At 73.8% G+C, this 26844-nt stretch carries 20 protein-coding genes and 2 tRNA genes; 11 read left to right on the forward strand and 11 right to left on the reverse strand.

Features of this window, described 5'->3' with window-relative positions:
* Window positions 1-27: 27 nt before the first annotated feature.
* Window positions 28-2676, forward strand: a complete 2649-nt coding sequence (valS, locus tag AB2L27_RS06025; protein ID WP_370440568.1) for a valine--tRNA ligase — start codon at window positions 28-30, stop codon at window positions 2674-2676.
* Between the two features lie 77 nt (window positions 2677-2753).
* On the opposite strand, the gene AB2L27_RS06030 is transcribed toward valS, so the two are convergent.
* Window positions 2754-3836 (reverse strand): inositol-3-phosphate synthase, encoded by a 1083-nt coding sequence (locus AB2L27_RS06030; RefSeq protein ID WP_370440569.1) that lies wholly within the window; start codon window positions 3834-3836, stop codon window positions 2754-2756.
* On the reverse strand, window positions 3836-4405 hold the full coding sequence (locus tag AB2L27_RS06035) for a PadR family transcriptional regulator (RefSeq protein ID WP_370440570.1): 570 nt from the start codon (window positions 4403-4405) through the stop codon (window positions 3836-3838). The genes AB2L27_RS06030 and AB2L27_RS06035 overlap by 1 nt, the downstream gene beginning before the upstream one ends.
* 151 nt (window positions 4406-4556) lie before the next feature.
* Here AB2L27_RS06035 and AB2L27_RS06040 point away from each other — a divergent pair, with 151 nt between their 5' ends.
* The 4 genes from AB2L27_RS06040 to AB2L27_RS06055 all read left to right on the forward strand — a co-directional run bounded on the left by AB2L27_RS06040 (window position 4557) and on the right by AB2L27_RS06055 (window position 9094).
* Window positions 4557-4985: a MarR family winged helix-turn-helix transcriptional regulator gene (locus AB2L27_RS06040; RefSeq protein WP_370440571.1), complete on the forward strand. Its 429-nt coding sequence runs from the start codon at window positions 4557-4559 to the stop codon at window positions 4983-4985.
* 139 nt (window positions 4986-5124) lie between these two features.
* On the forward strand, window positions 5125-5640 hold the full coding sequence (locus AB2L27_RS06045) for a MarR family winged helix-turn-helix transcriptional regulator (protein WP_370440572.1): 516 nt from the start codon (window positions 5125-5127) through the stop codon (window positions 5638-5640).
* A 62-nt stretch (window positions 5641-5702) separates the two neighbouring features.
* A complete protein-coding gene (locus AB2L27_RS06050) occupies window positions 5703-8240 on the forward strand; it encodes an MFS transporter (protein WP_463605043.1) in 2538 nt (845 codons plus the stop codon).
* Window positions 8237-9094: a YceI family protein gene (locus tag AB2L27_RS06055; RefSeq protein ID WP_370440574.1), complete on the forward strand. Its 858-nt coding sequence runs from the start codon at window positions 8237-8239 to the stop codon at window positions 9092-9094. Before AB2L27_RS06050 ends, AB2L27_RS06055 begins: the two co-directional genes overlap by 4 nt.
* A gap of 88 nt (window positions 9095-9182) precedes the next feature.
* On the opposite strand, the gene clpX is transcribed toward AB2L27_RS06055, so the two are convergent.
* The 5 genes from clpX to AB2L27_RS06080 all read right to left on the reverse strand — a co-directional run bounded on the left by clpX (window position 9183) and on the right by AB2L27_RS06080 (window position 13870).
* On the reverse strand, window positions 9183-10484 hold the full coding sequence (gene clpX / locus AB2L27_RS06060; protein WP_370440575.1) for an ATP-dependent Clp protease ATP-binding subunit ClpX: 1302 nt from the start codon (window positions 10482-10484) through the stop codon (window positions 9183-9185).
* Window positions 10485-10699: 215 nt separating this feature from the next.
* Complete coding sequence (locus tag AB2L27_RS06065; RefSeq protein ID WP_370440600.1) at window positions 10700-11362, reverse strand: ATP-dependent Clp protease proteolytic subunit; 663 nt, start codon at window positions 11360-11362, stop codon at window positions 10700-10702.
* A 43-nt stretch (window positions 11363-11405) separates the two neighbouring features.
* Complete coding sequence (locus AB2L27_RS06070; protein WP_370440576.1) at window positions 11406-12044, reverse strand: ClpP family protease; 639 nt, start codon at window positions 12042-12044, stop codon at window positions 11406-11408.
* 176 nt (window positions 12045-12220) lie between these two features.
* The gene (gene tig, locus AB2L27_RS06075; protein WP_370440577.1) at window positions 12221-13642 is read right to left on the reverse strand and encodes a trigger factor; all 1422 of its coding nucleotides are present in this window, start codon (window positions 13640-13642) and stop codon (window positions 12221-12223) included.
* 154 nt (window positions 13643-13796) lie between these two features.
* A tRNA-Pro gene (locus AB2L27_RS06080) sits at window positions 13797-13870 on the reverse strand.
* Window positions 13871-13982: 112 nt separating this feature from the next.
* On the opposite strand from AB2L27_RS06080, the gene AB2L27_RS06085 reads away from it, so the two are divergent.
* Together AB2L27_RS06085 and AB2L27_RS06090 are read left to right on the forward strand one after the other, a co-directional pair.
* Window positions 13983-14056: transfer RNA gene (locus AB2L27_RS06085), tRNA-Gly, on the forward strand.
* A 77-nt stretch (window positions 14057-14133) separates the two neighbouring features.
* A complete protein-coding gene (locus AB2L27_RS06090) occupies window positions 14134-15369 on the forward strand; it encodes a glycerate kinase (RefSeq protein WP_370440578.1) in 1236 nt (411 codons plus the stop codon).
* Window position 15370: 1 nt separating this feature from the next.
* Here AB2L27_RS06090 and AB2L27_RS06095 read toward each other — a convergent pair whose 3' ends face one another.
* Both AB2L27_RS06095 and AB2L27_RS06100 read right to left on the reverse strand, forming a co-directional pair.
* Window positions 15371-16477 (reverse strand): PP2C family protein-serine/threonine phosphatase, encoded by a 1107-nt coding sequence (locus AB2L27_RS06095; RefSeq protein WP_370440579.1) that lies wholly within the window; start codon window positions 16475-16477, stop codon window positions 15371-15373.
* 105 nt (window positions 16478-16582) lie between these two features.
* On the reverse strand, window positions 16583-17056 hold the full coding sequence (locus AB2L27_RS06100; RefSeq protein WP_370440580.1) for a ribose-5-phosphate isomerase: 474 nt from the start codon (window positions 17054-17056) through the stop codon (window positions 16583-16585).
* Window positions 17057-17092: 36 nt separating this feature from the next.
* Here AB2L27_RS06100 and AB2L27_RS06105 point away from each other — a divergent pair, with 36 nt between their 5' ends.
* Window positions 17093-17821, forward strand: coding sequence for a DUF429 domain-containing protein (locus tag AB2L27_RS06105; protein WP_370440581.1), 729 nt, complete (start codon window positions 17093-17095; stop codon window positions 17819-17821).
* A gap of 12 nt (window positions 17822-17833) precedes the next feature.
* Here AB2L27_RS06105 and AB2L27_RS06110 read toward each other — a convergent pair whose 3' ends face one another.
* The gene (locus tag AB2L27_RS06110) at window positions 17834-18484 is read right to left on the reverse strand and encodes a mycothiol-dependent nitroreductase Rv2466c family protein (RefSeq protein ID WP_370440582.1); all 651 of its coding nucleotides are present in this window, start codon (window positions 18482-18484) and stop codon (window positions 17834-17836) included.
* A gap of 123 nt (window positions 18485-18607) precedes the next feature.
* Between AB2L27_RS06110 and pepN the strand changes: the two genes are divergently transcribed.
* Complete coding sequence (gene pepN / locus AB2L27_RS06115) at window positions 18608-21163, forward strand: aminopeptidase N (protein WP_370440583.1); 2556 nt, start codon at window positions 18608-18610, stop codon at window positions 21161-21163.
* 118 nt (window positions 21164-21281) lie between these two features.
* On the opposite strand, the gene malQ is transcribed toward pepN, so the two are convergent.
* Window positions 21282-23423, reverse strand: coding sequence for a 4-alpha-glucanotransferase (gene malQ, locus AB2L27_RS06120; protein WP_370440584.1), 2142 nt, complete (start codon window positions 23421-23423; stop codon window positions 21282-21284).
* 135 nt (window positions 23424-23558) lie between these two features.
* Between malQ and AB2L27_RS06125 the strand changes: the two genes are divergently transcribed.
* Window positions 23559-25736 (forward strand): prolyl oligopeptidase family serine peptidase, encoded by a 2178-nt coding sequence (locus tag AB2L27_RS06125; RefSeq protein WP_370440585.1) that lies wholly within the window; start codon window positions 23559-23561, stop codon window positions 25734-25736.
* Window positions 25737-25763: 27 nt separating this feature from the next.
* Window positions 25764-26834 (forward strand): mechanosensitive ion channel family protein, encoded by a 1071-nt coding sequence (locus tag AB2L27_RS06130; RefSeq protein WP_370440586.1) that lies wholly within the window; start codon window positions 25764-25766, stop codon window positions 26832-26834.
* Window positions 26835-26844: the final 10 nt, after the last annotated feature.

Genomic DNA, 26844 nt, shown 5'->3' on the forward strand with positions numbered 1-26844 from the left:
GCGGGCCGGGTGCGGGATGATGGGGGCATGTCCGACGCCAGCACCCCCTCCCCCGACGGCGCCGCCTCCGCGCCGGCGCAGTTCCGCGCGACCACCGCACCCGGCGTCGAGGTACCCGACCGTCCGACGGTCGACGGCCTGGAGGAGCGCTGGGCCCCGGTGTGGCAGGACCGGGGCACCTACGCCTTCGACCGCTCCGCCCAGCGCGCCGACGTCTACTCCATCGACACCCCGCCGCCCACGGTCTCCGGGTCGCTGCACGTGGGGCACGTCTTCAGCTACACCCACACCGACGTCGTGGCGCGCTTCCAGCGGATGCGCGGGAAGTCCGTCTTCTACCCGATGGGCTGGGACGACAACGGCCTGCCCACCGAGCGGCGCGTGCAGAACTACTACGGCGTGCGCTGCGACCCGACCCTGCCCTACGACGCCTCGTTCGTGCCGCCGGAGAAGGCGCCGAAGAACGACCGCGACTTCGTCCAGATCTCCCGGCGCAACTTCGTCGAGCTGTGCGACCGGCTGACGGCCGAGGACGAGCAGGTCTTCGAGTCGCTGTGGCGGCGCCTGGGCCTGTCGGTGGACTGGTCGCACACCTACTCCACGATCTCGGCGACCTCCCGGGCCACGGCCCAGCGGGCGTTCCTGCGCAACCTGGCCCGCGGTGAGGCGTACACGGCCGAGGCCCCGACGCTGTGGGACACGACGTTCCGCACCGCGGTCGCCCAGGCCGAGCTGGAGGACAAGGACACCGAGGGCGCCTACCACCGGCTCGGCTTCACGCCCACCGCCGGCGGGGAGCCGGTGTTCATCGAGACGACCCGGCCGGTGCTGCTGCCGGCGTGCGTGGCCCTGGTGGCCCACCCCGACGACGAGCGGTACCAGCCGCTGTTCGGCACGACGGTGCGCACGCCGCTGTTCGGCGTCGAGGTGCCCGTCGTGGCGCACAAGCTGGCCGACCCCGAGAAGGGGTCGGGCATCGCGATGATCTGCACCTTCGGCGACACGACCGACATCACGTGGTGGCGCGAGCTGAACCTGCCCAACCGCGCCGTCATCGGCCGCGACGGCCGCCTGCTGCGCGAGACGCCGGCGTGGCTGTCCGGGGCGGGGGCGGAGTTCTACGCGACGCTGGCCGGCCAGACGGTGTTCTCGGCGCAGAAGGCGGTCGTGGAGGCGTTGCAGGCCTCCGGCGACATGGTCGGGGAGCCGAAGAGGATCACCCACCCGGTGAAGTTCTACGAGAAGGGCGACCGCCCGCTGGAGATCGTCTCCACCCGGCAGTGGTACCTGCGCAACGGTGGCCGGGACGCGCAGCTGCGCTCGGCGCTGCTGGAGCGCGGCGGGGAGCTGGCCTGGCACCCCGAGCACATGAAGCACCGGTACGACCACTGGGTCTCCGGGCTCAACGGCGACTGGCTCATCTCCCGGCAGCGGTTCTTCGGGGTGCCGTTCCCCGTCTGGTACCCCCTGGACGCCGACGGCGAACCCGTCTACGACTCCCCCGTGGTGCCTGAGGAGTCCACGCTGCCGGTGGACCCGGCGGCCGAACCCGCGCCCGGGTACACCGAGGACCAGCGCGGCGTGCCGGGCGGGTTCGCGGCCGACCCCGACGTCATGGACACGTGGGCGACGTCGTCGCTGACCCCGCTGCTGGCCGGCGGCTGGGAGCGCGACGGGGACCTGTTCTCCCGCGTGTACCCGATGGACCTGCGCCCGCAGGGCCAGGACATCATCCGCACCTGGCTGTTCTCCACCGTCGTGCGCTCGCACCTGGAGTTCGACGGGCTGCCGTGGCAGCGGACGGCGCTGTCGGGGTGGATCCTGGACCCGGACCGCAAGAAGATGTCGAAGTCCAAGGGCAACGTCGTCACGCCGCTGGGCCTGCTGGAGGAGTTCGGCTCCGACGCGGTGCGCTACTGGGCCGCCTCCTCCCGGCTGGGGACGGACGCGACGTTCGACACCGGGCAGATGAAGATCGGCCGCCGGCTGGCCATGAAGCTGCTCAACGCCTCGAAGTTCGTGCTCGGCCTCGGCGTCGAGCGCGGGACCACCGCCGACCCGGCCGCGGTGACCGAACCGATCGACGCCGCGGTCCTGGCGGGGCTGGCCACCGTCGTGACCCAGGCCACCGACGCGTTCGAGCGCTACGACCACGCCACCGCCCTGGACGTCACCGAGAAGTTCTTCTGGAACTTCTGCGACGACTGGGTGGAGCTGGTCAAGGACCGCGCCTACGGCTCGCGCGGCGAGGGCCCGGCCACCAGCGCGCGGGCGACGGCGGCGCTGACCCTGCGGACCCTGCTGCGGCTGTTCGCCCCGTTCCTGCCCTACGCGGCCGAGGAGGTCTGGTCGTGGTGGCAGGACGGCTCGGTCCACACCGCGCCGTGGCCCACGACGGGTGAGCTGGGTGCGGTGGACGCGGGCGCGACGCTCGTGCTGCCCGCCGCGGGGCAGGCGCTCTCGGCGCTGCGCAAGGTCAAGAGCGAGGCGAAGGTCTCGCAGAAGACGCCGCTGAGCGCGGCGACGATCTCCGGCCCGGCGCACCTCGTCGAGGCGGGCCGGCGCGCCGAGGCCGACGTGCTCGCGGCCTCGCGCGCCGCCTCGATCGAGTGGACCGTCACCGAGGGGGCCGAGGGGCTGACCGCGGTCGCGCAGATCGCGCCGACCGAGGGCTGACGCACCGCGGCCCCGTCCTCCCCCAGGGGAGGACGGGGCCGCGGTCGGCGCGGGGTCAGCGTGAGGTCGGCGTGGGGTCAGCGCTCGACGGTGCCCGCGATGAACGCCTCGACGCCGGCGCGGCCGGTCTCGTCGTCGCGCTGCTCCGGCGGGGACTTCATGAAGTAGGCCGAGGGGGACAGCAGCGGGCCGCCGATGCCGCGGTCCAGGCCGATCTTGGCGGCGCGGACGGCGTCGATGATGACGCCGGCGGAGTTCGGGGAGTCCCAGACCTCCAGCTTGTACTCCAGGTTCAGCGGGACGTCGCCGAAGGCCTTGCCCTCCAGGCGGACGTAGGCCCACTTGCGGTCGTCGAGCCACTGGACGTAGTCGCTGGGGCCGATGTGGACGTTGCGGGTGCCGAAGTCGGCCTCGACGTTGGAGGTGACGGCCTGGGTCTTGGAGATCTTCTTGGACTCCAGGCGGTCGCGCTCGAGCATGTTCTTGAAGTCCATGTTGCCGCCGACGTTGAGCTGGTACGTCCGCTCCAGCTTGATCCCGCGGTCCTCCAGCAGCTTGGCCAGGACGCGGTGGGTGATGGTCGCCCCGACCTGGGACTTGATGTCGTCACCGACGATCGGGACCCCGGCGTCGGTGAACTTCTGCGCCCACTCCGGGGTGCCGGCGATGAACACGGGCAGGGCGTTGACGAAGGCGACCTTGGCGTCGATCGCGCACTGGGCGTAGAACATCGCCGCGTCCTCGGACCCCACGGGCAGGTAGCAGACGAGGACGTCGGCCTTCGTCTCGCGCAGCGCGGCGACGACGTCGACCGGCTCGGCCGCGGACTCGCTGATCGTCTCGCGGTAGTACTTGCCCAGGCCGTCGAGGGTGTGGCCGCGCTGGACGGTCACGCCCGTGGCCGGGACGTCGCAGATCTTGACGGTGTTGTTCTCCGAGGCGCCGATGGCGTCGGCGAGGTCGAGACCGACCTTCTTGTCGTCGACGTCGAACGCGGCGACGAACTCCACGTCGCGCACGTGGTAGTCGCCGAACTGCACGTGCATGAGCCCGGGGACGGACTGCGACGGGTCGGCGTCGCGGTAGTAGTGCACGCCCTGGACGAGGGAGGCGGCGCAGTTGCCGACGCCGACGATCGCGACGCGGATGGGACCTGCCATCAGTGGTTCTCCTTCAGGGAGGGGTGGTGTTCGGCGGTGATGAGGCGTTCGAGCCAGTCGACCTCGCTGCGCACGGTCTCCAGACCGTGCCGCTGGGCCTCCAGGGCGTAGGAGTCGAGCTGGGCCTGGGTGCGCTCGATGGAGCGGTTCATCTGCTCCAGGCGTTCGAGCAGCCGGGTCCGGCGGCCCTCCAGGACGCGCAGCCGGGTGCGCGGGGCGACCTTGCCGAAGAGGGCGAAGTGGACGCCGAACGCGTCGTCCTCCCACGCCTCGGGCCCGGACTCCTCGAGCATCGTGCTGAGCCGGTCGCGGCCGTGGGCGGTGATCTCGTAGACGACGCGGGCGCGCTTGGGGCTGATGGTGCCCGGCAGGCGCTGCTCGGTCGTCTCGGTGACGCAGCCCCCGGCCTGCAGGGCGCGCAGCGCGGGGTACAGCGTCCCGTAGCTCAGGGCCCGGAACACCCCGAGGCGCTGGTCGAGCCGCTTGCGCACCTCGTACCCGTGCATCGGGCCGTCGGCCAGCAGCGCCAGGACCGCCAGCAGCACGACGTCGCCGCGTTTGCGGACCACGACCAACTCCCCCGTTGACTCCTCCACGATGCATCGGTTCGATGCATCTGTCCGGGACAGTAGGCGGCCGGGGCCGACCCGACAAGCCTCCCGACCCCGGCGTGTCCCGGGCCCCTGCCCCGCCGGGCGGGCGGGCCGGTAGGTTCCGGGGATGGTCAGTGGCCCCGCCGAAGCGCTGGAACGCGAACTCGCCGTGCTCCTGCGGCGCTCACGCGCCATCAACCGGGAGACCGCGCGCAGCGTGCACCCGGACCTGGAACCGGAGGCCTACAGCCTCCTGGTGCGCCTCGACGACGTCGGGGAGTCGCGCCCCTCGGACCTGGCCTCGTTCTTCGGCATCGGCAAACCGACGCTGTCCCGGCAGGTCCAGCTCCTCGAGCGCCTGGGCCTGGTCAGCCGCGAGGCCGACCCCACCGACGGGCGGGCCGTGCGCCTGACCCTGTCCCCCGACGGCCTGGAGAAGGTGCACGCCGCCCGCGCCGCCCGCCGGCAGCGGCTGCACACGCGGCTGGACGGCTGGCCCGAGAGCGACATGACGGCGCTCGCCGACCTGCTGCACCGCCTCAACTCGGCCATCTGAGCCCTCCCCCGCACCCCCGCGCCCGGACCCGGGCGCGGGGGTGCGGCGCGTGCGCCGGCCCACGACCTCGGGGTTGCATGGAGCAACCAACTCGTCCTATAGTTGCTTGCACACACCAACCGATCGAGTCGAGGTCGTCATGGCCACACCCCACGCGTGCGCCGCGCTCGTCGACGTGTTCCCGGACCTGCTCCGGGCCCGGCGATCCCTGGTGGGCACGCACAGCACCCCGGCGGTCGCGACCCTCGCCGTCGTCGTCCAGCACGGCCCGCTGCGCGTCAGCGAGGTCGCCGAGCACCTCTCCCTCGACCTGTCGACCGTGAGCCGGCAGGTCGGCCACCTCAAGCAGCGCGGACTGCTCACCTCCTACCCCGACCCCGCCGACGGCCGCTCCCACCGGTTGAGCATCACCCCGGCGGGTACGCAGGAACTGCGGACCGCCCGCCGCGCCGTCGTCGGCCGGCTCGTGGGCCACCTCGACGACTGGCACGACGAGGAGGTCGGCGACCTCACCCGGCTGCTGGGCCGCCTCGTCGCAGCGGTCGAAGCCCGTCCCGACCCGCCCCCCGACGCCGACCGGCAGACCGCCCGTCCCACCAGCCGCCCCACCACCCACCCGACCAGCCACCAGAAGCAGTTGCAGGGGAACGCATGAGCAGCACCACCGACGTCGACACGACGTCCACCACGGGCACCGGACCCGGTGGCCCCCCGAAGATGACCCACGCCCAGGTCCTGGAGGCCCTCTCGGGCCTGCTGCTGGGCATGTTCGTCGCCATCCTGTCCTCCACGGTCGTCTCCAACGCGCTGCCGCGCATCGTCAACGACCTGAACGGCACCGAGTCGGGCTACACCTGGGTCGTCACCGCGGCCCTGCTGGCCACCACCATCTCCACGCCCATCTGGGGCAAGCTGGCCGACCTCTTCTCCAAGAAGCTGCTCGTCCAGATCGCCCTGGTCATCTTCGTGGTGGCCTCGGCCATCGCGGGGCTGTCGACCAGCATGGGCATGCTCATCACCCTGCGGGTCTTCCAGGGACTGGGCGGCGGCGGTCTGCTCGCCCTCGCCCAGGTGATCCTCGCCTCGATGGTCACCCCCCGTGAACGCGGCCGGTACTCCGGCTACCTCGGGGCCACCTTCGCGCTCGCGACGGTCGGCGGGCCGCTCATCGGCGGTGTCCTCACCGAGCACCTGTCCTGGCACTGGTGCTTCTACGTCGGCATCCCGTTCGCCGTCATCGCCTTCATCGTGCTGCAGACCCGCCTGAAGCTGCCCCCGCAGCCCACGCGCGCGGTCTCGATCGACTACGTCGGCGCCGTGCTGCTCGCCGCCGGCATCTCCGCCCTGCTCATCTGGGTCTCCCTGGCCGGCAACCAGTTCGACTGGGCGTCGTGGTGGACCGTCGCCCTCGTGGCCGCCGGTGTCGTCCTGCTCGCCCTGGCCGTCCTCGCCGAGCACCGCGCCGCCGAGCCGATCGTCCCGCTGAAGTTCTTCCGCAACCCGACGATCGCCCTGTCGGCCGCGGCCAGCCTCTTCGTCGGCGTCGCGATGTTCGGCGCCACGATCTTCCTCAGCCAGTACTTCCAGCTGGCCCGCGGGGAGTCCCCCACCACGGCCGGCGTCATGACCATCCCGATGATCCTCGGGCTCTTCCTCGCCTCCACCGTCGCCGGGCAGTTCATCACCCGCACCGGCCGGTGGAAGGGCTGGCTGGTCACCGGCGGTGTCCTCCTGACGGCCGGGCTCGGCCTCATGGGCACCATCGAGTACGACACGAACTACTGGGTCGTCGCCCCGTTCATGGCCCTCATCGGCCTGGGCGTCGGGATGATGATGCAGAACCTCGTCCTGGCCGTGCAGAACGTCGTCGAACCCCGCGACCTCGGCTCGGCCAGCTCCTTCGTCGCCTTCGCCCGCAGCCTCGGTGGTGCCATCGGCGTCTCCGCGCTCGGCGCCGTCCTGGGCCACCGGGTCACCGACCACCTCGAGGACGGCCTGCGCGCCGCCCGCATCGACCCGGGCCAGGCCCTGGCGTCGATGGGCTCCTCGACCGGCGTCCCGGACCTGCGCGCGATCCCCGAGCCGGTGCGCTCGATCGTGCAGTCCGCCTACGGCTCCTCCATCGCCGACGTGTTCCTCATCGCCGCCCCCTTCGCGCTCATCGCCTTCCTCATCACGATCTTCTTCAAGGAACGCGCGCTGCGCACCGACGACGACGCGCCCGAGACCCCCGACCGCACCTCGGCCACGGCCGTCGCGGCCACGACGGGCCAGGAGGGCGTCGGCAGTGCGAGGATCGGCGGGACGGTCGAGCACACCGACGGCCGGCTGAGCGGCCAGGTGAACGGTCGCCCGCACCCCGACCGGGAGGAGATCCCCAGCGTGCCCGCCCAGTCCCCCCGCACCGACGCCGGCCTGTCGCTGTCCGGCACGGTCCGCCACCACGACCGGCGACCGCTGGTGGGTGCGGTCGTCACCCTCGCCGACCAGTCCGGGCAGCAGGTCGCCCGCACCAGCACCGGGGACGACGGTGCCTACTCCCTGGCGCTGCCGACCGGTGGCACCTACCTGCTGATCGTCGCCGCCGCGCACGTGGCGCCCTCGGCCACCCTCGTCGGCGTCGGGAACACCTCCGTCACCCGCGACGTCGTCCTGGCCGGCCGCTCGGCCATCACCGGCCGCGTCCTGGCGCACACGCCGCCGGAGGGCCCCGACGCCCACGAGGGCCGCACCACCGGCGTCCAGGGCGCCCTGGTGACCCTCACCGACGTCACCGGTGAGGTCGTCGGCTCCACCCGCAGCGACGGGGGCGGCGGGTACGCGTTCGACCAGCTCATGGGCGGCACCTACGTGCTGACCGCCCAGAGCCAGACGCACCGGCCGCTGGCCCGCAGCGTCGAGGTCCCGGACTCCGGGGCCCTGGCCTGCGACCTCGTCCTGACCGGTGGCGGGCGCCTCACCGGCACGGTCGTCGCCGCCAGCGACGGCCGGGTCCTGCGCGAGGCGACGGTGACGCTCGTGGACGCCGACGGCGAGGTGGTCGGCTCGGTCGTCACCGCCCCCGACGGCAGCTACGCCTTCGAGGACCTCGCCGGCGGCCACTACACGCTGACCGCCGCCGGGTACGCCCCGGTCGCCACGTCCGTCGACATCGAGGAGGACACCGTGTCCGCCGCCCAGATCACCCTCGGCGCCCGCGAGGGCGGCGCCACGCTGGACCTGACCCGGTTCGAGTCCCGCTCGGAGCAGCGGTGAGCCCGGACCCCTCGGCCCCCTCGGCCACGCCCCGGCAGACCGTCCCCGCGCCGGGGGTCACCGGGGAGGGACGCGTGCTGGACCGCGAGGGCTGGCCCGTCACGGGGGCCTCGGTGACGCTGCTGGGCGCCGACGGCACCCAGGTGGCGCGCGCGGTGACCGCCGGCGACGGCGGGTTCGCGCTCGCGGGGGTGCCCGCGGGGGCGGCGACCATGCTCGTCGCCGCCGCGGCCCACGAACCGCGCGCCACCAGCGTCGTGGCCCCGGGCGAGGGGTCCTGGCGGATCGGTGAGGTGCGGCTGCGCCGCCAGGGCGGCAGCGACGTGCCGCCGCCCGGCGTGTGGGCCATCGACGTCACGCACTCCTCGATCTCGGCCCGGGCCCACCACCTCGGCCTGGCCGCGGTGAACGGGCGGTTCACGGGCTTCTCCGGGGTCATCACCGTCCCCGAGGACGTGACCCGCGCGAGCGTGCAGGTCGAGATCGACGCCACGACGATCGACACCGGCAACGCCCAGCGCGACGAGCACCTGCGCTCGGCGGACTTCCTGGACACCGACCGGCACCCGACGCTGACCTTCACCGCGACGGGGGTCCAGCGCGGGGCCGACGGGTGGGTCCTGGCCGGCGACCTGACGCTGCTGGCCACGACGCGCCCGGTGCAGCTGCAGCTGTCCTACGCCGGCTCCGGCCCCGACCCCTGGGGCGGCACGCGCGCGGCGTTCTCCGCGACGACGGAGCTGCACCGCGACGACTTCACGATGAACTGGAACCAGGCCGTCGGCATCGGCGTGGCCGTCTTCGGCACGACGCTGAAGGTCCAGATCGACGTCGAGGCCGTCCTGCAGCAGTAGGCCGCGCGCGAGGGTCCCCCGGGACGCCCGAGAGCCCCGCACCGGACGGTGCGGGGCTCTCGGGCGTTCAGCGGCCGGCGACGGCCGGTCAGGCCGACTTCTCGCGGCGCTCCCGGGGGGACTTGCGGGCCGGGGCCTCGCGCGGGACGAGCGTCGGGTTGACGTTCTTGAGCACGACCTCGCGGGTCACCACGACGCGGGCGATGTCGTCGCGGCTGGGCACGTCGAACATCACCGGGAGCAGGACCTCCTCGATGATCGCGCGCAGACCGCGGGCACCGGTCCCCCGCAGGATGGCCTGGTCGGCCACGGCCTCCAGGGCGTCGTCGGAGAACTCCAGCTCCACGCCGTCCAGCTCGAACATCCGCTGGTACTGCTTGGCCAGGGCGTTGCGGGGCTGGGTGAGGATCTGCACCAGGGCGTCCCGGTCGAGGTTCTCCACGCTCGTGATGACCGGCAGGCGCCCGATGAACTCGGGGATGAGCCCGAACTTCATGAGGTCCTCGGGCATGACGTCGGCGAAGGACGGCTCGGCCTTCTTCTCCGTGGCCGACCGCAGCTGCGCGCCGAAGCCCAGGCCCTGCTTGCCCGAACGGGCCTCGATGATCCGGTCCAGACCCGCGAAGGCCCCGCCCACGATGAACAGGACGTTCGTGGTGTCGATCTGGATGAACTCCTGGTGCGGGTGCTTGCGCCCGCCCTGCGGCGGCACCGAGGCCGTGGTGCCCTCCAGGATCTTCAGCAGGGCCTGCTGCACGCCCTCGCCCGAGACGTCCCGCGTGATGGAGGGGTTCTCGGACTTGCGGGCGATCTTGTCGACCTCGTCGATGTAGATGATGCCCGTCTCGGCCTTCTTGACGTCGTAGTCGGCGGCCTGGATGAGCTTGAGCAGGATGTTCTCGACGTCCTCGCCGACGTAGCCGGCCTCGGTCAGCGCCGTGGCGTCGGCGATGGCGAAGGGGACGTTGAGCATCTTGGCCAACGTCTGGGCCAGGTACGTCTTGCCGCAGCCCGTCGGCCCGATGAGCAGGATGTTGGACTTGGAGATCTCGACGGCGTCCTCGCCGCGGGCCTTGCCGCTGCCGGCGGCCTCACCGACCTGGATGCGCTTGTAGTGGTTGTAGACGGCCACCGCGAGCGACTTCTTCGCCGTCGACTGGCCGATCACGTACTGGTCGAGGAAGTCGAAGATCTCCTTCGGCTTCGGCAGCTCCACCAGGCCCAGGTCGTTGGCCTCGGCGAGCTCCTCCTCGATGATCTCGTTGCAGAGGTCGATGCACTCGTCGCAGATGTAGACCCCTGGGCCCGCGATGAGCTTCTTGACCTGCTTCTGGCTCTTGCCGCAGAACGAGCACTTCAGCAGATCGCCACCGTCACCGATGCGTGCCACCGACGAATCCTCTCCTCGACGTGCGGGGTGCTGCCGCTACCGGACGCGAGGACCGGTCACCGGCCCGTCGCACCCCGCCGGTCCGACCCACGCTACCTGCCGGGTCCACCTCGCCCGACTCATTAGACGCTCCCGGGGGACACGGTGCCAGACCGGCCCCCCGGAAGCGTGGAATGACATCACTCACTGCTGCACACGAGTGACGCGAAGTGACCTCACAGGGAGGGGGCGGACGCCTTCCGGCTCGTCAGCACCTCGTCGATGAGGCCGTACTCCACGGCCTCGGTCGCGGTGAGGAACTTGTCGCGCTCGATGTCCTCACGGACCTGGTCGGCCGTGCGGTGGGAGTGGAACGCGAGCGTGCTCTCCAGCCAGGAGCGCATCCGCAGGATCTCGTTGGCCTGGATCTCCAGGTCGGAGGCCTGCCCGTAGTCCCCGCCGGCCATGGCCGGCTGGTGGATGAGGATGCGCGAGTTCGGCAGCGCGAACCGCTTGCCCGGGGCACCGGCGGCCAGGAGCACCGCGGCGGCCGAGGCGGCCTGACCCATGCAGTACGTCTGGATGTCGGGCCGGATGTACATCATCGTGTCGTAGATCGCCGTCAGGGCCGTGAAGGACCCGCCCGGGGAGTTGATGTACATGATGATGTCGCGCTCGGTGTCCTGGGACTCCAGGACGATGAGCTGGGCGATGATGTCGTCGGCCGAGGCGTCGTCCACCTGCACGCCGAGGAAGATGATGCGGTCCTCGAAGAGCTTGGTGTACGGGTCCGAGCGCTTCATGCCGTAGGAGGTGCGCTCCTCGAACTGCGGGAGCACGTACCGGGCGGACTGGTCGTAGGCCGGGTTGAGGCGGGCCTGCGGGTTGTGCGGGTTCATCGGGCGGTCTCCCCTCGAGGCGGTGAACGGCGGGCGGAACAGCTCAGGCACCGGTGCCGCCCCCGCCCTCGACCTCGCTGGTGTGGCCCACGACGTGGTCGATGAGCCCGTACTCCTTGGCCTGCTCCGCCGAGAACCAGCGGTCGCGGTCGGAGTCGCGGGTGATGGTCTCGAACGTCTGGCCCGAGTGCTGGGCGATGAGCTCGGCCATCTGCCGCTTCGTGGCGATGATCTGCTCGGCCAGGATCTTGATGTCCGAGGCCGAACCGCCCAGCCCGCCGAGCGGCTGGTGCATCATGATCTTCGCGTGCGGCAGCGCCGAGCGCTTGCCCGGGGCCCCCGCGCAGAGCAGGAACTGGCCCATCGAGGCCGCCATGCCGGTGGCGATCGTCGCCACGTCCGGCTTGATGTACTGCATGGTGTCGTAGATCGACATGCCGGCGGACACCGAGCCGCCGGGCGAGTTGATGTACATGAAGATGTCCGCGTCCGGGTCCTCCGCGGCCAGCAGCAGGAGCTGCGCGCAGATGGCGTTGGCCATGTCGTCCCGGACCTCGGTCCCGAGCCAGATGATCCGCTGCTGCAGCAGCCGCTGGTAGACGTTGTCGTCCAGGCCCATGCCCGGCTGACCCGTGCGGGCCTGCGGCGTCACCAGTCCCGGTGCGCTCAAGATCTCGCTCACGCTGTTCCCTGGCCCTCTCCTGGCGTCGACCACCCACCCCGGACGTGTCCGGGAGGGTCCGGCGGATGCTCCGCCGATCTCGATCGACCCTAACGCGCAGGCCCCGACGACCATGTCGGGGCAGGGCCCTTTTCGCTGTGGGCGCACCGGGTGCGGTGCGCCCACAGCGGCGGGGATCAGCTCTTGCCCGACTCCTGCGCCGGCTCCTGGTCGCCGACCTGCTCGGCCGCGGCCTGCTCGTCCTCACCGGTCGGGTCGACGGTCTCGCCGGCCTCGGTGGCGGGGCTCTCGACGGCCTCGTCCGCAGCCTCGTCCGTGGTCTCGTCGTCGCCGCCGACGAGCTCCTCGAGGTCGACCGCGTTGCCCGAGGCGTCCTTGACGGTGGCCTGCTCCATGGCGACCGCGAGCGCCTTGCGGCGGCGGACCTCGGAGACCATCGAGGGCACCTGGCCGGCGCCGTCGACCATCTGGACGAACTGGTTGGGGTCCATGCCGTACTGCTGGGCCTGCCCGACGAGGTACTCGATGAGCTCGCCCTGCTCGACGCCGATCTCCTCGCGCTCGGCGAGGGCGTCCAGCAGCAGCTGGCTGCGGATCGCCTGCTCGGTGGACTCGGCGATCTCGGCGCGGTGCTCGGCGTCCTCCAGGCGGCTCTCGCGCTCGAGGTGGGCGTGGATCTCGGCCTCGACGAGGGAGACCGGCACCGGCACCTCGACGACCTCGAGCAGCTTCTCCAGGACCTTGTCGCGCGCCTGCAGGCCCTGCTCGAACTTCTTGGACTGCTCGACCTGGGTCAGCAGGTCGGCCTTGAGCTCCTCGAGGGTGTCGAACTCGCTCGCGAGCTGGGCGAAGTCGTCGTCGGCCTCGGGCAGCACGCGCTCCTTCACCGACTGCACGGTGACGGTGATCTGCGCGTCCTGGCCCTGGCGGTCGCCGCCGGCCAGCGGGGCGGTGAAGGTGGTGGTGCCCTCGGCGGCGACACCGGTCAGGGCCTCGTCGAGCCCGTCGATCATGTTGCCCTGGCCGATGCGGTAGCTGATGCCCTTGGCGCTCTCGATCTCCTCGCCGTCGATCTCGGCGAGCAGGTCGATGGAGACGAAGTCGCCGTCGGCGGCGGCGCGGTCGACGCCGGTGAGGGTGCCGAAGCGCTCGCGCAGGGAGGTCAGACGGGTCTCGACCTCCTCCTGCGGCACCTGCAGGTCGTCGACCGTCACCTCGATGGTGGACAGGTCGGGCAGCTCCAGCGTCGGGCGGACGTCCACCTCGACGGAGAACTTCAGGTCCCCGCCGTTGGCCGGGTCCGGGGCCTGGGAGACGTCGACGGTCGGGGAGCCCAGGGGCAGGAAGTCCGAGGCCTCCACGGCCTGCTGGTAGAACTTCGGCAGCGCGTCGTTGACGGCCTCCTCCAGCACGACGGCACGGCCGAAGCGCTGGTCGATGACGCGCGGGGGCACCTTGCCCTTGCGGAAGCCGGGGACCTGCACCTGACCGGCGATCGACTTGTACGCCTTGTCGAGACTGGGCTTCAGCTCGTCGTAGCCGACCTCGACGGTGAACTTCACCCGGGTCGCGTTGAGGGTCTCGACGTCGCTCTTCACAGCAGGGGTCTCCTGGGGTCTCTCCGCGCACGGCGGAGGTCGTGGTCAGGCGTGCGGCACGCCGGGGCAGCCCCGGCGCACCGCGAAAGCGTAGCCGTCCGCGCCGGGGCCCATCACTGCACGACCGACCGCACGGTGGCCGGACGCGTGTCCGTCGGGGTACCCGGATTCGAACCGGGGGCCTTCCGCTCCCAAAGCGGACGCGCTACCAAGCTGCGCCACACCCCGCGCACCACCCCGCGGGCGGCACAGGCAGCAGGCTACCGCTCACGACCCGCTAGGCTGTCCTCCGAGGCGCACCACGAGAGCGTCTCGACCGCGTGGTCACCCGTGACCGCGTGCGGGCGTAGCTCAATGGTAGAGCCCTAGTCTTCCAAACTAGCTACGCGGGTTCGATTCCCGTCGCCCGCTCCAGGTCCGCGCAGCGGCCGGCTCCCCCGGGGACCGGCCGCTGCGTCGTCGTGGACCACCCCCTCGGTAGGGTCCGCGACATGCCGACCCCCGAGCAGACGGCCTTCCACGTCGTCGTGGCGCCCGACAAGTTCAAGGGGTCGCTGACGGCCACCGAGGTGGCGCGCACGATCGCCGAGAACTTCCGCGACGGCTTCCTGACCGTCTTCCTCGAGGTCACCCGGGCACGGGGGCTGGACACGACCGGGTGGGGTGTCGTCTCGACCACGCTCCCCGTCGCCGACGGCGGCGAGGGCACCGTCGAGGCCGCCGTCGGCTCCGCGGGCTTCCAGGCGGTGACCGTCCGCGTGGCCGGCCCCACCGGCGACCCCGTCGAGGCGACGTACGCGCGCGACGGGGACACGGCGATCGTCGAGATGGCGCAGGCGTCCGGCCTGGACCGGTTGCCGGGCGGCGCCCACGCCCCGCTGACGGCCTCCACCCGGGGCACGGGCGAGCTCGTGCGCCACGCCCTGGACGCCGGGGCCCGCGACGTCGTGCTGGCCGTCGGGGGCAGCGCGAGCACCGACGGGGGTGCGGGCCTCCTCACGGCGCTGGGTGGGCGGCTGCTGGACGCGGCCGGGGACGACCTGCCCGACGGCGGGGCCGCCCTGCTCGACCTGGACCGCGTCGACCTGTCCGGGCTGGACCGGCGGCTGGGGTCGACGGGGTTCACGCTGGCGGCCGACGTCGACAACCCGCTGCTCGGCCCGCGCGGCGCGGCGGCGGTCTTCGGGCCGCAGAAGGGGGCGAGCCCCGCGGACGTCGACCTGCTGGACCGGGCGCTGACGCGCTTCGCCGACGTCCTGGCGGCCGCCACGGGGACCGACGCCCGCGACACCCCCGGCGCCGGGGCGGCCGGCGGGGTCGGGTTCCTGGCCCTGGGGCTGCTCGGCGCCACCCGTCGCCCGGGGGTGGAGGTCGTCCTGGAGCTGGCGGGCTGGGAGCACCGGACCGTGGGCGCCTCCCTCGTCATCACGGGCGAGGGCAGCTTCGACGAGCAGTCCCTCGGCGGCAAGACGCCCGTCGGCGTCGCCGCGGCGGCGGCCCGCGTCCCCGCCCCCGTGGTCGTCGTCAGCGGCCGCCGGACCCTGCCCGAGGAGCGCTGGCGGGCCGCGGGGTTCACCGACGCCCGCGCGCTGACCGACCTCGAACCCGACCCCGCGGTGTGCGTGCGCGAGGCGGGCCGGCTGCTCGCCGAGCTGGCCGGGACCCTGGGCGCCGAGCACGGGGCCCGGGTCGCGGCGACGTGGACCGCGGACGGCCCCGGCGCCTGAGTCAGCCTGCGTCGCGCCACAGCAGCAGGGCGGTCCGGTCGTCGGCCTCCCCCGGCGCGACGTCGTCGACCAGACCCGCCAGGGCGCCCTGCCGGGCCCCCGGGGCCAGGGACAGCAGCCGCGCCACGAGCGCGCCGATCCCCTCGCCGAGGTCGACGTCGCGCTGCTCCACGACGCCGTCGGAGTAGACCAGCAGCGCGTCGCCGGGGGCGAGGGTGGCGCGCACGGCCGGGAACCGCGCGCCGGGGACCAGCCCCAGCGGCGGTCCCGTCGTCGTCTCGAGCAATTCGGCCTCGTGGGCCCCGTGCGCGTGCACCGCCGGCGGGTGCCCGGCCGAGGACACCGAGACCTCCCCGGAGGTGAGGTCGACGGCGACGTGCACCGCGGTCGCGAAGCCCTCGAACCAGCCCAGGCGCAGGACGTGGCGGTTGGCCGCGGGCAGGAACTCGTGCGGGGGCAGGGCCCCGAGCAGGCCGCCGAAGGCCCCGGACAGCAGGAGCCCGCGGCTGCCCGCGTCCTGCCCCTTGCCCGAGACGTCGACGAGGGCGACCTCCAGCCGCCGCCCCTGCAGGCAGGACAGCAGGACGTCGCCGGAGAACGCGTCGCCGTGGGCGGGGCGGACCAGCCCCTCGGCGTGCCAGCCCGGCGGCAGCGGCGGGAGCCGGCCCTGGGCGAGCAGCCGGTCGCGCAGGTCGACGAGCATCGCCTCACCGAGGTAACCGGTGAGGCCGAGCTGCTGACGGCCGCGGGCGAACTGCACGGCCATGAGGGTCGTGAGCACGATGACGACGACGAGGCTGGGGGTCACCGGCGGCCGGTGGTCGGCGCGCAGCACGATGGAGGCGAGCAGGGCCAGCACCGTGGCCCCGGCCAGGACGAGCACCGGGGTCAGGCGCAGGAGCAGCGCCCCGACGAGGACGAGCGGGACGACCGACGTCAGCGGGACGGTGCCGGTGCGCGCGGAGGCGGCTCCGACGGCCAGGACCAGCAGCACCAGGACGGTCGCTGTCGGGCGCTGCGGGGGCCGCTCCAGCAGCCGCCGCAGCGCCGCGCGAGAGCCTGGACTGAGACCGGGCCGGGTGGCCCGGCGGGGGGCGGACCGCTGCACGCCCGCATCCTAGGATCGACACAGCGTATCTAGGTAATTACCGGAAGTGACTGCTCCGGTTGTCCGGACGCACGCCCCGCGCCCCGGGGCCGGCGGCTCGGCCGGTCAGGCGCCGGGCAGCGCGGGCAGCTCGCCCGTGCGCGCGTACTCCTCGAGCATCGCGATGCGCCGGACGTGGCGCGGGTCCTGGGAGAACGGGGTGGCGAGGAAGGTGTCCGCCAGCGCGGTGGCCTCCTCCAGGGTGTGCATCCGGGCCCCGATGCCGATGCACTGGGCGTCGTTGTGCTCACGGGCCAGGCGGGCGGTGTCCACCGACCAGGCCAGCGCGCAGCGGATGCCCGGGACGACGTTCGCGGCGATCTGCTCGCCGTTGCCGGACCCGCCGATGACGATGCCCAGGCTGCCCGGGTCCTGCGCCACGGCGTGCGCGGCGCGCAGGACGAACGGCGGGTAGTCGTCCTGCCCGTCGTAGACCGGGGCGCCGTGGTCGACGACGTCGTGCCCCTGCTCGCGCAGGTGGGCGACGAGGTGCTCCTTGAGCTCGAAACCGGCGTGGTCGGTGCCGACGTGGACGCGCATGGGGTCAGCTTGGCAGCCCGGTGCGACGATCGCGCCGTGGGGTCGGGCGAGGGGTCGGGCGAGGGGTCGGGCGTGGTCGTGCTGGGGGTCGACGGACGCCGCGGCGGGTGGGCCGTCGCCGTCGTCGAGGGCGGCCCGGACCGGGCGCGGGTGCTCCGGTGGGTGACCCTGCCCGGCCAGGACGCCAGGCCCGTCCTGGACCTCGCCCGGCGGCACGGCGCCACCGCCGTCGGGCTCGACGTCCCGGTGGGGCTGCCGGCGCACGACTGGCGGCCGGTGGACCTGCTGGCCAAGCGGGCCCTGGGACGCGCCCACGCCCGCGTCTTCCTCGTGCCGCCGCGGGCCGTCCTGCACCAGCCGGACTACGCCACCGCCCGCGCCCGGTGCCGCGACCTGCTCGCCGGCCGGGGCCTGTCGGCCCAGACGTGGGGGCTGCGGGGCCCGGTGCTGGCCCTCGACGAGGCCCTGGCGGCCGACCCGGGCGCCCGTGGGCTCGTCGTGGAGACGCACCCGGAGCTGTCCTTCGCCGCGATGACCGGGGGCGTCCTGCCCTCGAAGAAGACCCCCGCCGGTCGCGCGGCGCGCGAGCGCGCCCTGGCCGGGTGGGCGCAGGGGCCACCGGCCCCACCGGGTGACGACCACCTGGACGCGGCCGCGTGCGCGTGGTCGGCGCTGCGGTGGGCGCGCTGGCCGCCCGGGGGCACCGCGCGCGTCCTCGTCGGGCAGGAGGACGAGCGCGGGCTCCCGATGCGGATCGTCGTCTGAGCCCGCCGGGCGTCAGTCGAAGACGGGGCCCTGCGTGCGGGTGCGCTTGAGCTCGTAGAACCCGGGCACCCCCGCGACGAGGACGCACCCGTCCCAGAGCCGGCCCGCGGTCTCACCGCGGGGGGTCGGCGTCACGACGGGCCCGAAGAAGGCCACGTCGTCGAAGGCCACGACCGGGGTGCCGACGTCCTCGCCCACCTTGGTGATCCCCTCGGTGTGGGAGGCGCGCAGCTCGGCGTCGTAGGTCGAGGAGTCGGCGGCGGCGGCCAGGTCGGCGGGAAGCCCGACCTCGGCCAGCGCCTCGGCGATGACCGCGTCGAAGTCCTGCCGGCCCCCGGGGTGGATGCGCGTGCCCATCGCCGTGTAGAGGGGCAGGACGACCTCCTCGCCGTGCAGGAGGCGGGCCGCCGTCACCACGCGCACCGGGCCCCAGCCCTTGGCCATGCGCTCGCGGTAGTCCTCGGGCAGGTCCCGGCCCTCGTTGAGGACCGACAGGCTCATGACGTGCCAGCGCACGGAGATGTCGCGGACCTCCTCGACCTCCAGCATCCAGCGGGAGGTCATCCACGCCCACGGGCACATCGGGTCGAACCAGAAGTCGGCCTGGGCCTTGCTCTGCGCACCCGTCGGCGCACCGGTCTGCTCGGTCGTCTGCGTCGTCATGCCTCCATCGTCCCCCCGGGGCCCGGCACCCGGTTGCAGGGGGCGCCGTCGCGGCGGCGTGGCAGAGTCGTGCGCGACACCGGCCGCCGCGGGCGGGTCCGGACGACGAGGAGAGGACGTGCAGTGCCTGGCGAGAACCTGACGCGCGAGGAGGCCCGGACCCGGGCGGACCTGGTGCAGGTCGAGCACTACGAGGTGGACCTGGACCTGACGACGGGCCCGGAGACGTTCCGCTCGACCACGACGGCGCGGTTCACGGCCACCCCGGGCGCCTCGACGTTCATCGACCTCATCAGCGCCGCGGTGCACGAGGTCGTCCTCAACGGCACGGCCCTGGACGTGGCGGCCGTGAACGACGGCGTGCGGATCCGGCTCGACGGCCTGGCCGCCGAGAACGAGCTGCGCGTCGTGGCCGACTGCCGCTACATGAACACCGGCGAGGGGCTGCACCGGTTCGTCGACCCGGTCGACGACGAGGTGTACCTGTACTCGCAGTTCGAGGTCGCCGACTCCCGCCGCGTGTACGCGGTGTTCGAGCAGCCCGACCTCAAGGCCGAGTTCACCTTCGCGGTCACCGCCCCCGGGCACTGGCGCGTCGTGTCGAACTCCCCGGTGGCCCGGCGCGAGCCGGTCGAGGCCGGCACCCGCTGGACCTTCGAGCGCACCCCGCGGCTGTCGTCGTACGTGACCGCGGTCATCGCCGGCCCGTACGAGGGTTCGGAGGACTCCCTGGTCTCCTCCGACGGCCGGACGATCCCGCTGGGCGTCTACTGCCGCAAGTCCCTCGCCCAGCACCTGGACGCCGACAACGTCGTGCGCGCCACGAAGCAGGGGTTCGAGTTCTTCGAGCGCGAGTTCGACCGCCCCTACCCGTTCGCCAAGTACGACCAGGTGTTCGTGCCGGAGTTCAACGCCGGCGCCATGGAGAACGCGGGCGCGGTCACGTTCGTCGAGAGCTACGTCTTCCGCTCCAAGGTCCCGCAGGCCACGGTGGAGCGCCGCGTCGTCACGGTGCTGCACGAGCTGGCGCACATGTGGTTCGGCGACCTCGTGACGATGCGCTGGTGGAACGACCTGTGGCTCAACGAGTCCTTCGCGGAGTTCGCCTCCACGCTGGCCGCGGCCGAGGCGACGGAGTGGAAGGGGTCGTGGACCACCTTCAACTCCCTGGAGAAGTCCTGGGCCTACCGCCAGGACCAGCTGCCGACCACGCACCCGATCGTCGCCGAGATCAACGACCTCGAGGACGTCGAGGTCAACTTCGACGGCATCACCTACGCCAAGGGCGCCAGCGTGCTCAAGCAGCTCGTGGCCTACGTCGGCCGCGAGGAGTTCCTGGCCGGGGTGCGGGCGTACTTCGCCCGGCACGCGTTCGGCAACACCGAACTCGTCGACCTCCTGCGCGAGCTCGAGGCCACCTCCGGGCGGGACCTGTCCGCCTGGTCGCGCGAGTGGCTGGAGACCGCGGGCGTGGCGACGCTGCGCCCGGTCGTGGAGACCGACGCCGACGGCACGGTCACCGCGGCCCGGCTGCTGCAGGAGGCCCCCGCGGACCACCCGCACCTGCGCGCGCACCGCATCGCGCTGGGCTGCTACGACCTGCGCGACGGCAGCTTCGAGCGCACCGACCGCATCGAGCTGGACGCCGCCGGCGCGAGCACCGAGCTGCCCCAGCTCCTCGGCCGCGAGCGCCCGGACCTGCTGCTGGTCAACGACGACGACCTCGCCTACGCCAAGATCCGGCTCGACGACGTCTCGCTGGCCACGGCGCTGCAGCACCTGGACGCGTTCCGCGACTCCCTGCCCCGCTCGCTCGTGGCCGCGGCCCTGTGGGACATGACCCGCGACGGGGAGTCCCCCGCCCGCGACTACGTCGACCTGCTGCTGACGACCCTGCTGCCCGGGGACGCCGCCCGGGCCGACTCCACCGTCGCCCTCGTGCTGCTGCGCCAGCTCACGACGACCGTCGAGCTGTACACGGCCCCGGCCAACCGCGAGGAGGTACGCGCCCGCACGGCGAGCACCCTGCTGGAGCTGCTGCGCGCGGCCGCCCCCGGCAGCGACACCCAGCTGCAGTTCGCCCGCGCGTTCGCCGCGGCGGCCCGCAGCCCCGAGCACCTCGCCGTCGTCGCGGGCCTGTACGACGGCTCGCAGGGCATCGACGGCCTCGAGGTCGACGCGGACATGCGCTGGTCGCTGCTCACCGCCCTCGTCGCCGGTGGCGTCCTGGAGGCGGGGGCCGTCGAGGCCGAGCTGGAGCGGGACGCCACCGCGACCGGCCAGCGCTCGGCGGCCGCGGCCCGGGCGGCGGTCCCCACCGCCGAGGCCAAGCAGCGGGCGTGGGCCGACGTCGTCGAGCGCGGGGACCTGCCGAACGCGGTGCAGGCCTCCGTCATCGGCGGGTTCTCCCGCGTCCACGACGACGAGCTGCTCCGGCCGTTCGTGGAGCCCTACTTCGGCGCGCTGCGCACGGTGTGGGCCGAGCGGACCAACGAGATGGCCCAGCAGATCGTCACCGGGCTGTACCCGGTGGAGCTGGCCGACCAGGCCCTCCTGGAGCGCACCGACGCGTGGCTGGAGGCCGAGGCGGACGCGCCGCCGGCGCTGCGCCGGCTGGTGCTGGAGAACCGCGACGGCGTGGCCCGTGCGCTGCGGGCCCAGGAGCGCGACGCGCAGTAGTCCCGGGACGTCCCACGGACGAGGCCCGCTCCCGCGGTGGTGGACACCACCGCGGGAGCGGGCCGTCGTCGGTGGTGGTCCCGGACGGCCCGTCGGGCACGCCCGTCGGGACCGCCCGTCAGGGACGCAGGGCGCTCTCGACGGTCCGGGCCAGGGACCGGGCGCGGGCGTCGCCGGCGAGGTCGTCCAGCAGCACGACCTCCCCGTCCGGGCCCGTCAGCGGCATCCGCCAGTTCGGGTACTCCTCGGACGTGCCGGGCTGGTTCTGGGTGCGCCGGTCGCCCACGGCGTCGACGAGGGCGACGCCGACCATGAGCGAGGGCGAGAGCGCCAGGTAGCGGTGCAGCGCCTCGACGGTGGCCTGCTCGCCGGCGCCCTCGGCCAGCAGCCCGCGGTCGCGGACCAGCCCGAGGATGCGTTCCTGCTCGGCCTCGTCCTGGGCGCGCTCCTCGGCGACCGGGCGGGTCAGCAGGCCGAGCCGGTCGCGCAGGGCGACGTGCTCGTGGGCCAGGTAGCCCGCGGTGGGCGGCAGGTCGTGGACGGTGACGCTGGCCAAGGCCAGTTCGCGGTAGGCCTCCGGGGCCCTGGGGTGTTCCCCGTCGTACTCGAACCACAGGACGGCGCTGCCGAGGATGCCGCGGTCGGCGAGGTAGTCGCGCACCCACGGTTCGACGGTGCCGAGGTCCTCGCCCACGAGGACCGCCCCGGCCCGCTGGGCCTCCAGGGCCAGGATCCCGATGAGGGCGTCGTGGTCGTAGCGCACGTAGGTGCCGGCCGAGGGGTCGGCGCCCCGGGGGATCCACCACAGGCGGAACAGGCCGATGACGTGGTCGACGCGCAGGCCGCCGGCGTGCCGCAGGATCGTGCGGACCATGTCGCGGAACGGGGCGTAGGCGATCTCGGCGAGCTGGTCGGGCCGCCACGGCGGCTGGCTCCAGTCCTGGCCCTGCTGGTTGAACGCGTCCGGCGGGGCCCCGACGGTGACGCCGTGGGCGAGGGCGTCGCCCAGGGACCACACGTCGGCACCGTCGGGGTGCACGCCGACGGCGAGGTCGTGGACGATCCCCGGGCCGGTGCCGGGGGCCGTGGCGGCGTCCTGGGCGGTGCGCAGCTGCTCGTCGCACTGCCACTGCAGCCAGCGGTGGAAGTCGATGCGCTCGGCCAGTTCCGCCACGAGCCCGCTGTCGGCGGCGGCCTGCGGCGTGGCCGCCTCCGCGGGCCAGTCGGCGGTGGGCAGGCCGAAGCGCTCGGCCAGGGCGCACCACGTCGCGAACCCCGACAGGCCCGGTTCCTCCGAGGCCACGTAGCGGCGGAAGGCGGCCTCGCGCGCGGCGGTGCGCCCGTGGGCGTGGACGATCTCCAGGGCCTGGCGCTTGGCGGCCCAGGCGGCGTCGCGGTCGATCTCGGAGCTGTCGTGCACGGCGGGGCGCACGCCGGCGGCGAGGCGTTCGACGCGGGCGCGGTCCGGCGCTGAGAGGTAGGCGACCTCGTGGACGTCCTCGACCCGCAGGTACAGCGGGTTGACGAACCGCCGGGTCGTGGGCAGGTACGGGGAGGCCTCCATCGGCGGGACCGGCTGCGCCGCGGCCAGGGGGTTGACCAGGACCCACCCGGCGCCCTGGTCGGCGGCGACCGCGGACAGCTCGGCGAGGTCGGCCAGGTCCCCGACGCCCCACGAGCGCGAGGAGCGCACCGAGTACAGCTGCGTCTGGTAGCCCCAGCTGCGGCCGGTGCGCAGCGCGGCCGGCAGCTCCAGGACGTCGGGGGTGACGACCACGGGGCAGCGGAACTCGCCCTCGGGGGTGCGGGCGGTCAGCACGTGCCAGCCCAGGGGCAGGTCGTCGGGCAGCTCGAAGGTGGCCCGGCCGGTGAGCCGGCCGTCGACGCGCACGGGGTCGACCCAGCGGTCGAGCTGGCGCAGCGGCGCCCACCCCTGGTCCTCCTCCAGCTCGACGGTGACGCCGACGGGGTCGCCGTGGGCCACGTGCACGGGCACGGGGTGGGCCCGGCCCTCGCGGGCCACGACCACGGGCGGCAGGACGCGGCGCCAGGGCCGCAGCTTGACCTCCCGCAGGGCCTCGCGGACGGCGTCGCGGGAGGAGACGTCCAGACCCATCGCCGCCAGGACGGCCGTCACGGTGGCGGCCGGGACGGTCGTCTGCCGTCCCCGCCAGTCGGTGAAGGTCGTCGCGACCCCGCAGGCCGTCGCGAGGTCGGTGAGCTCGGAGCCCAGCTCGGCGGTCGGTGCGTCGGTGGCCACGGGCCGACTGTGCCAGACCCGGTCGGCGACGGCGCGTCCGAGCGCCGGGCCGCCGTGGACGTCCCCGGCGGGGGCCGGGAGGAGCCTGTGGAGCCCGCACCCGGGGGTCCCCGCCCCGACCTAGGCTGGTTCCCCATGGACACCCAGCCGCCCCCCGCCCACCCGCCCGCGGGGCCGGGGCCCGACGTGGCGCCGCGCCTCGACCTCGTCGAGGACGTCCACGGCGTCCCGGTCGCCGACCCCTACCGCTGGCTGGAGGACCCCGCCGACCCGCGCACGCGGGCCTGGTCGCAGTGGCAGGACGAGGCGTGGGAGGGCTGGGCCGCGCGGCTGCCGGGCCGGTCGGGCCTGGAGCGCCGGGTGCGCGAGCTCATGGCGACGGGGTCGGTGGGCACCCCGGTGCACCGGGGCGAGCGGGTCTTCCGGACCCGGCGCGACCCCGACGCCGAGCACGGCGTGCTGACGGTCACGGACCCGGGCGCACCCGCGCGGGTACTGGTGGACCCGGTGGCCCTGGACCCCTCGGGCACGACGACGCTGGACGCGTGGCGGCCCGACGTCGAGGGCGACCTCGTCGCCTACCAGCTCTCCGAGGGCGGCAGCGAGGAGAGCGTCCTGCGCGTGCTGGACGCGACGACGGGTGAGGTCGTCGACGGCCCGATCGACCGGGCCCGCTACTCCCCCGTCGCCTGGCTGCCCGCCCGCGAGGGCGTGCGCTCCTTCTACTACGTGCGCCGGCAGCCGCCGGGGTCCGTGCCCGAGGGCGAGCGGCAGTACCACCGGCGGGTGCACCTGCACGTCGTGGGCACCGACCCGGACACCGACGTCGAGGTCTTCGGCGCCGGCCGCGCGATGACGAACTACTACGGCGTGTGGACCTCCCGCGACGGCCGCTGGCTCGTCGTCACGGCCGCCGAGGGCACCGCCCCGCGCAACGACGTGTGGATCGCCGACCTCGCCGGCGCAGACCCGGCCCGCCCGCAGTTCCGGTCCGTGGTCGAGGGCCGGGACGCGAGCACGAGCGCCTGGGTCGGCCGGGACGGGCGGCTGTACCTGTTCACCGACCTCGACGCCCCGCGCGGTCGCCTGGCCGTGACCGACCCGGCGACGCCGGGGGTGGAGCACTGGAGCGACCTCGTCCCGCAGGCCGACGCGCTGCTGGACGACGTCGCCGTCCTGGACGGCCCGGAGCTGCCCGGGCCGCTGCTCGTCGTGGGCTGGACCGAGCACGCGGTCAGCTCCCTCACCGTGCACGACCTCGCCACGGGCGAGCGGCTGGAGGGGGCGGCGGGCCGGCTCGACCTGCCCGGGGCGGGCGCGATCGGCGGGCTCGTGGGCCGGCCCGAGGGCGGGCACGAGCTGTGGTTCGCCTACACCGACACCACGACGCCCGCGCACGTGTGGCGCTTCGACGCCCGCACCCGCGATCTCGCGGTGGAGGCGGCCCCGCCGGGGGCGGTGCAGGTCCCCGCCGTGGTGAGCCGGCTGCTGGAGTACCCCAGCGCCGACGGCACGCTCGTCCGGCTGCAGGTGACCGCGCGCGCCGACCTGCTGGGGGAGGACGGCGTCCCGCGCACACCCGCGCCGACGATCCTCTACGGCTACGGCGGGTTCGGCATCAGCCTGTCCCCGCACTACGCCCCCGACGCGCTCGCGTGGGTCGAGGCCGGCGGCGTGTACGCCGTGGCGAACCTGCGCGGCGGCGGGGAGGAGGGCGAGGACTGGCACCGGGCCGGGATGCGCGGGCGCAAGCAGAACGTCTTCGACGACTTCCACGCCGCGGCCCGGTCCCTCGTCGACCGCGGGTTCACGACGCCGGCGCAGCTGTGCGTGCACGGCGGCTCGAACGGGGGCCTGCTCGTGGGCGCCGCGCTGACCCAGGAGCCGGGGCTGTTCGCCGGCGTCGTGTGCTCGGCGCCGCTGCTGGACATGGTCCGCTACGAGCTGCACGGCCTCGGTGCGACGTGGAGCGATGAGTACGGCACGGCGGCCGAGGCCGAGGAGTTCGGCTGGCTGCACGCCTACTCCCCCTACCACCGGGTCGTGGAGGGCACGGCGTACCCGGCCGTGCTGTTCACGGTCTTCGACGGCGACAGCCGCGTGGACCCGCTGCACGCGCGCAAGCTGTGCGCCGCGCTGCAGCACGCGACGTCCTCGGACCCGGCGCAGCGGCCGGTGCTGTTGCGCCGGGAGAGGGACGTCGGGCACGGCGCACGCTCGGTCTCGCGCAGCGCCGGGCTCGTGCGTGACACCCTCGCGTTCGCGGCGCGGGCCACCGGTCTGCCGCTGACCCACCTCGACGAGCAGGTCTGAGGACCTGAGAAGGAGTTGTCCCACCTCGTGCTGGACTCGATCACGCAAGCCCTCGACAGCAGCGTGGCGGAGGAGGCCCAGGCCGGCGCGCAGGGCGTCGTCGCCTTCCTGCTGGACAAGCCGCTCAAGGTCGTCGTCATCCTGCTGGTGTGCTGGATCGCGCGGTTCCTGGCGCTGCGGCTCATCGGCCGCGTCGCCTCGGGCATCTCGACCGGGGCCGGCAGGCTCGGCGGCGGCCGGCGCAACGGCCTGCTGGAGTCCTCCCCGCTGCTGAACGAACGGCGCCAGCAGCGCGCCGAGACCCTGGCCTCGGTGCTCAAGAGCACGGTGACGTTCGTGCTGGGGATCCTGGCCATCCTCATGGTGCTCGACACCGTCGGCATCGCCATCGCCCCGTTCCTGGCCTCGGCCGGGATCGCCGGGGTGGCCCTGGGCTTCGGGGCCCAGGCCCTGGTGAAGGACTTCCTGTCCGGGATCTTCATGCTCGCCGAGGACCAGTACGGCGTCGGGGACGTGGTCGACCTCGGGGACGCCAGCGGCACGGTCGAGGCGGTCGGGCTGCGGGTGACGCGGTTGCGCGACGTGAAGGGCACCGTCTGGTACGTGCGCAACGGCGAGATCCTGCGGGTCGGCAACCAGAGCCAGGGCTGGGCCCGGGCCGTCCTGGACGTCTCGGTGGCCTACGGGGAGGACCTCACGCACGCGCAGCGGGTGCTGCAGCGGGTCGCCGACGACCTCGTGGCCGAGGAGGCGTGGAAGGAGCTCGTCGTGGACGCCCCCGAGGTGTGGGGCGTGGAGCAGATGGGCGCCGACGGCATCGTGCTGCGCCTGGTCGTGAAGACGAAGCCGCTGCAGCAGTGGGCCGTGCAGCGCGAACTGCGGCGCCGGACCAAGGCCGTGTTCGACGCCGAGGGCATCGAGTTCCCCTTCCCCCAGCGCACGGTGTGGCTGCGCCACGACGACGAGCCGCGCCAGGTGGCCCCGCCGGCGCAGCGCTCGGCCGCCCTCGACCGGCAGCCGCCCCCGCCCAGCGAGGCGGACGTCGCCCGGGACGACGCCGCGGCCGCCGATCCGGCGCGGATCGACCGGGGGGTGTGAGCCGCCGGAG

It is taken from the genome of Kineococcus halophytocola (genome assembly GCF_041276425.1).
GTDB lineage: Bacteria > Actinomycetota > Actinomycetes > Actinomycetales > Kineococcaceae > Kineococcus > Kineococcus halophytocola.

Excerpts from the sequence above, each read along its gene's own strand:
- valS (WP_370440568.1), top strand. The coding sequence starts at position 28 with ATGTCCGACGCCAGCACCCCCTCCCCCGACGGCGCCGCCTCCGCGCCG.
- AB2L27_RS06030 (WP_370440569.1), bottom strand. The coding sequence starts at position 3,836 with ATGGCAGGTCCCATCCGCGTCGCGATCGTCGGCGTCGGCAACTGCGCC.
- AB2L27_RS06040 (WP_370440571.1), top strand. The coding sequence starts at position 4,557 with ATGGTCAGTGGCCCCGCCGAAGCGCTGGAACGCGAACTCGCCGTGCTC.
- AB2L27_RS06045 (WP_370440572.1), top strand. The coding sequence starts at position 5,125 with ATGGCCACACCCCACGCGTGCGCCGCGCTCGTCGACGTGTTCCCGGAC.
- AB2L27_RS06050 (WP_463605043.1), top strand. The coding sequence starts at position 5,703 with ATGACCCACGCCCAGGTCCTGGAGGCCCTCTCGGGCCTGCTGCTGGGC.
- AB2L27_RS06065 (WP_370440600.1), bottom strand. The coding sequence starts at position 11,362 with ATGAACCCGCACAACCCGCAGGCCCGCCTCAACCCGGCCTACGACCAG.
- AB2L27_RS06090 (WP_370440578.1), top strand. The coding sequence starts at position 14,134 with ATGCCGACCCCCGAGCAGACGGCCTTCCACGTCGTCGTGGCGCCCGAC.
- AB2L27_RS06100 (WP_370440580.1), bottom strand. The coding sequence starts at position 17,056 with ATGCGCGTCCACGTCGGCACCGACCACGCCGGTTTCGAGCTCAAGGAG.
- AB2L27_RS06110 (WP_370440582.1), bottom strand. The coding sequence starts at position 18,484 with ATGACGACGCAGACGACCGAGCAGACCGGTGCGCCGACGGGTGCGCAG.
- AB2L27_RS06125 (WP_370440585.1), top strand. The coding sequence starts at position 23,559 with ATGGACACCCAGCCGCCCCCCGCCCACCCGCCCGCGGGGCCGGGGCCC.